Source organism: Nitrosomonas sp., from assembly GCF_040256045.1.
Taxonomy (GTDB): domain Bacteria; phylum Pseudomonadota; class Gammaproteobacteria; order Burkholderiales; family Nitrosomonadaceae; genus Nitrosomonas.
In genome coordinates, this window is the sequence record NZ_JBDZWD010000087.1 from 1 (window position 1) to 3,886 (window position 3,886).

At 50.4% G+C, this 3,886-nt stretch carries 7 protein-coding genes; 5 read left to right on the top strand and 2 right to left on the bottom strand.

Annotated elements, in window-relative coordinates:
• The 3 genes from ABUL11_RS10985 to ABUL11_RS10995 form a co-directional block, all read left to right on the top strand.
• The coding region (locus ABUL11_RS10985; RefSeq protein WP_350283893.1) for a FitA-like ribbon-helix-helix domain-containing protein at positions 1-346 on the top strand (346 nt) is incomplete at its 5' end.
• Between the two features lie 227 nt (positions 347-573).
• A complete protein-coding gene (locus tag ABUL11_RS10990) occupies positions 574-738 on the top strand; it encodes a hypothetical protein (RefSeq protein ID WP_350283894.1) in 165 nt (54 codons plus the stop codon).
• Between the two features lie 218 nt (positions 739-956).
• Positions 957-1,799 carry a DMT family transporter gene (locus ABUL11_RS10995; protein WP_350283895.1) on the top strand — a complete coding sequence of 281 codons (843 nt, stop codon included), beginning with the start codon at positions 957-959 and terminating at the stop codon, positions 1,797-1,799.
• Between the two features lie 492 nt (positions 1,800-2,291).
• Here the strand turns inward: ABUL11_RS10995 and ABUL11_RS11000 are convergent, their stop codons facing one another.
• On the bottom strand, positions 2,292-2,588 hold the full coding sequence (locus ABUL11_RS11000) for a type II toxin-antitoxin system RelE/ParE family toxin (RefSeq protein WP_350283899.1): 297 nt from the start codon (positions 2,586-2,588) through the stop codon (positions 2,292-2,294).
• On the bottom strand, positions 2,500-2,949 hold the full coding sequence (locus ABUL11_RS11005) for a helix-turn-helix domain-containing protein (protein ID WP_350283896.1): 450 nt from the start codon (positions 2,947-2,949) through the stop codon (positions 2,500-2,502). The genes ABUL11_RS11000 and ABUL11_RS11005 overlap by 89 nt, the downstream gene beginning before the upstream one ends.
• Before the next feature lie 280 nt (positions 2,950-3,229).
• Between ABUL11_RS11005 and ABUL11_RS11010 the strand changes: the two genes are divergently transcribed.
• Positions 3,230-3,385, top strand: a complete 156-nt coding sequence (locus ABUL11_RS11010; protein WP_350283897.1) for a hypothetical protein — start codon at positions 3,230-3,232, stop codon at positions 3,383-3,385.
• A 125-nt stretch (positions 3,386-3,510) separates the two neighbouring features.
• Positions 3,511-3,886, top strand: a 376-nt coding sequence (locus tag ABUL11_RS11015; protein WP_350283898.1) for a phosphoribosyltransferase family protein, incomplete at its 3' end; no start/stop codon positions are given.

Consider the following 3,886-nt stretch of genomic DNA (forward strand, 5'->3'; position numbering starts at 1 on the left):
CTCCTTCGGTAACTGGTTATATATTACACCAGTACATCGCGGGACTAAACAGCTAATCATACAATGGAACCATTATGGTTCCATTGCAATTAAAAAAGCTATGCCTACAACCTTAACACTGAAAAATATTCCGGATGATGTGTATGAACGACTCAAAGTTGCCGCAGAAGTGCACCGCCGCAGCCTCAACAGTGAAATTATTGTGTGCCTCGAGACCGTGCTGATGCCAACCAGAATCTCCTCCGGCGAACGGCTTGAGCGTGCCCGTCAGTTACGGGCCGGGCTGAATCCTGAAAAATTTCAAGCATGCGATATTGACATCATGAAAAGGCAGAGCCACCCATGATCGTCGTGGATTCAAACGTACTGGCTTATTTTTATCTGCCCGGCGAATAACACTACCGCTGCAGAAGCCTTGTTTGAACATGATCCTGATTGGGCAGCACCGGTTTTGTGGCGAAGTGAGTTTCGAAACATTCTGGCCGGGTATCTCAGGCGCGGAAGCCTGACATTCTTGCAGGCATATAACCTCCAGTGTGAGGCAGAAGATTTACTCGCTGGCGCCGAGTATGAGTGAATTCACTCAGTATTCTGGAGTTGGTGCGTGACAGTGAATGCTCAGCTTATGACTGCAAATTTGTCACACTGGCAATAAAACTGGGTGCGAAGCTGGTAACGATGGATGGCAAATTGCTAAGGACATTTCCGGATATCGCATTCGCACTTTCTGCGAGTTGACGTAGCAGCTAAAAACACTGAAACGAAAGGCAAGAAAGCGGTGTACCTCCGACACAATGAGATTGAGCGCCTATTCAGAAGACTCAAGAGCTTCTGGCGCATCTTCAGCCGCGTCGATAAACTCGATCTACCGATCCGTAATTAAGCAAACAGCGAACGTAATGTTACCGAACAAGTTCTCGTGGCCGCATAGTCTATCAGCGCAGGCCCAAGGTGTAGTGGCGATTAACATTGCCGCGGTGATATTTGGAACCGCGGCACTGTACGGCAAACTGGACATTTCTCCATTCTGGATTGTCGCCATGCGGGCAGGCTTCGGCGCATTAGCACTTGCACTGGTGGGAGGATTCACGGCGAGCCTGCGGGCTATCCCGGTTCATTCCTGGAAAATCCTGGGGTTGAGCGGTCTCTTGCTTGGCGCACATTGGTTGACCTTTTTCACGTCGGTCCAGCTAGCGGGCGTTGCTGTGGCCACACTGACATTCGCGACGTTTCCTCTGTTCACGATCATTGTCGAGGCCACCCAGCGGCGCCGATTGCCACGTCCCGCAGAGCTTATAGTCGGGGTGGTCATCATAATCGCAGTAGCCTTGTTGGTTGAGCCCAGCGATGGAGAGCGTAATGTGGGTGGGGCCGTTGCAGGTTTGGTATCTGCTCTCACTTACGCGCTGTTCTGGCGCGTAAGCCAGAGATTGGGCCAACCTCTATCTCCCGCGACCATTTCCTTGTGTCAGAACGGCATCGTCTTTGCACTGCTCGTCCCGGCACTGTTCTTTTCTGTCCCGCCACCTGTGCACTTGGTGGAATGGCTGTCGCTAATGGCTTTGGGAGTTTTTAACACTGCCGTTATGCTGCTGCTCTATCTCTATGCCCTGAAGCGCATTTCAGCCAACACGTGCAGCGGTTTCGTGGCACTGGAGCCGGTTTACGCTATTGCCCTTGCTGCGTTGCTTTTCAATGAGCCAGTGACCCCGTGGATCATCGTTAGCCTCATCCTTATCATTGGCGCATCACTTACCTTGCTCAGGATTGAGAAACAGCCGCTGCCCCCTGCCGTATGAGGCATGGAAGTACATTAGCTGGTTGCATGAGACTTGAACGCGAGTACAGTGTGTGAAGGCGCGGGCGCCATGTTTACCAGAATTTATATAAATACATCCAATCTCAACGACCGGAGAAACTGCGCAGAAGAAGTGTAAAGTACTTGGCATCGGCCAATCCCGCGTATCGGATCTAATGCGTGGGCAATGAAAATTCAGCCTGGATATGCTCATCACCTTGGTGATACGTACTGGCAAACAAATCGAAATTGCCATCGCATAGAACTAAACAATGGATAAAGTAAAACTGCGGCGCTGGAATAGTACCCACCGGTGCAAAGAAGCAACTATCGCTGGCTGGCATCTGCCGGTGTAGATATGGTCATCAATTGCTGCGACGGAGGGAAAAATGTTCGAAGATTGTACGACAGCCGCTCTCCGGCTGACAGAACGGCTCAAGGCCTATCATGTAGCGACAGGGAAGTTACATTCTCACATCTGGATGCTTCGTTCTCAGCCATCTTCAGGCTCATAATCCGTAATATTTGAGGGAAGAAGATTTTCACTGCTTAAATTTTGTTCAATGTCCATGTTCTGGTGCGGAATACCGATAACCTCGATTGCGCTTCCAGCCATGCGATAAAATATTACGTGGTTGCCCTCACTAAAACTGCGGCAGCCTTCCTTTATTTCATCTCTTACTCCCCAAGCATTGGGTTGTTTACCAGTTCGTTCCCGAAGCTGCAATGTGTATTTGTCTGTCTGCGTTTTCCCCCATTGCTGAGTTGTGTATTTGCGTATGTTGTTGATATCCGTTCATCGGTTCATTCAATAATGACGAGCAGCGCGCGCCACGAAGCTTGCCACGCTCGTACTGCTGCTGCCATCGTGTAATGCTGTGGGGGTTGCCGATATTGTAAAGAGCGCCGAGTTCGCGATACGACAAATTTTCAGCGATTCGGCGGTGAAGAACTTCCAGTTTGAACTCTAATGTGTACTGACGTCGCTGACGAATAAGACCAGAGGTACCGTGATGCTCGTATGCCGAGACCCAGCTTCTGACCATGCTCTCAGCAATGCCATATTTGGAGGCGAGCATTTTGTAGCCACCTTTGCCGGAAAGATAGTCTTGGACCACTTTGCGTTTGAACTTGAGGTCATGTTTCCTCATGAATACTCCAAGGTTGTATCCAACTCTTTGGGGTCAGTTCAAAATCAAGGAGGCTGTTTGGTTAAAGTAAAGTGGTTATCAAAGCCTTGTTATCCTGAGTCTAGAAGCAGTTTTCTTCAGTCAGACGTTCGGTATAACACGTATTGTGACTCCTTATCGGAGTGATGGATCAGGGCTTTGGCGGGACGACGGCAATCATACACAGCGTTGCTCCAGCTCATCGAGCACAAAATCCGTGCTCATGGTGCCGGTCAATGATGAAAACCACATATAGGCGGACATGCCACAGATCAATCAGGAAATCGTGGTGCGGATTACCTTACAAACCCAGTTGGCGCCAGATCTTGCGTGTACCATAGATCTGCATATTGGCCTGTCAGACACGCCAGATATCAATCATCAATATCTCATCTCTGCAAGCCTGCGCACGGCATAATTCCGGACACCGCTTACGAACGGATGACACTTTCCCGATACATCACCGGTACAAAGAAGCAGCTATCGCTCACTGGCATCTGCCGGTGTAGGATACGGTCATCAATTGCTGCGAAGGAGGGAAAAATGTTCGAGGATCGTACGGCAGCTGCTCTACAGCTGGCGGAACGGCTCATGATCTATAAAGGACAGAATCCGCTGATACTGGCGATTCCACGCGGTGCGGTGCCCATGTCCCGCATCATTGCAGATAAACTGGGTGGTGAACTGGATGTCGTGCTGGTACGCAAGCTGCGTGCCCCTAGTAATCCGGAATTCGCGATTGGCGCCATCAATGAAAACGGGCAGGTTTATCTGGCCGGCCATGCCGCACAAATCGGTGCCACTCCTGAATATATCGAAGCCGAAAAAGCTGCCCAGCTCGAATTGTTACGCGAACGGCGTCTGCGCTATACGCCCGTTCACCCGCCTGCTGATCCGCATGACCGGATCGTGATCGTGG

Excerpts from the sequence above, each read along its gene's own strand:
- ABUL11_RS11005 (WP_350283896.1), bottom strand. The coding sequence starts at position 2,949 with ATGAGGAAACATGACCTCAAGTTCAAACGCAAAGTGGTCCAAGACTAT.
- ABUL11_RS11010 (WP_350283897.1), top strand. The coding sequence starts at position 3,230 with ATGCCACAGATCAATCAGGAAATCGTGGTGCGGATTACCTTACAAACC.